Here is a 721-nt window from a genome sequence, read left to right as displayed (position 1 = left end):
AAAAACTGAGCAAAAACAGCATCAATAGACATGAAGGCACTCCTGAAAAAGGAGCATAAGATCACAGCTGGATCGCAGGGTCAAACCTATTTTTCTTGGTCAAAAAACGTTCGCGATCTTGCCCTGGTTCACTGCCCTCGTTGCCACTCCGACCGCATATATCGCCACGGTAAGACCCTTGCCTGTCCCCACGTTTTTCAGCTCACTTATATGACGCGCGTAAAATCCTGGCGTTAAAGCGAAGATTGTCGAGATGGTGTTCAACGGCTCAGGTGCCCGTGACACCGCTCGCGTCCTCAACATTGGTATTAACACCGTCCTGCGCACCTTAAAAACTCGCACCAAGGCACGTAACTACCGAAAAGGTTGTGTTGGATAATGTGTCGCTTATTGGTGAACTGGATGAGTAATAGGCCTATATTGGCAATAAAAAACATCGACATTGGATTTTTTATACCTTTGATACCCAAAGAACATGTGTTGTTGCCTACACCCAGGCCAGCGTAGCGATGACACATGCCGTCGATTGTTGAGCCTGTTGGCTCCCTTCCAACTTGGCTTTATCACCAGTGATGACTGGGGAAGCAACGCCAGAGCCTGACTCTTATACACAAATATTGTGAACTGATTGGCACTTTTCCCGATTTCCAGGATCTGATCTCCTATGTGACTCCCGAACATGGTAACGATCATGCTAACTTTTGCTCTTCATCGTGCGGCC

Annotated in this window: 1 pseudogene; it reads left to right on the top strand. The window is 47.4% G+C overall.

The features are described from left to right. Window positions 1–123 precede the first annotated feature (123 nt). A pseudogene (locus GWQ22_RS21705) lies at window positions 124–595 on the top strand (IS1 family transposase); the annotation flags it as partial. Window positions 596–721 lie beyond the last annotated feature (126 nt).

The organism is Aeromonas sp. 1HA1 (assembly GCF_029237385.1).
Taxonomy (GTDB): domain Bacteria; phylum Pseudomonadota; class Gammaproteobacteria; order Enterobacterales; family Aeromonadaceae; genus Aeromonas; species Aeromonas popoffii.
This window is presented reverse-complemented; position numbering and strand designations above follow the sequence as displayed.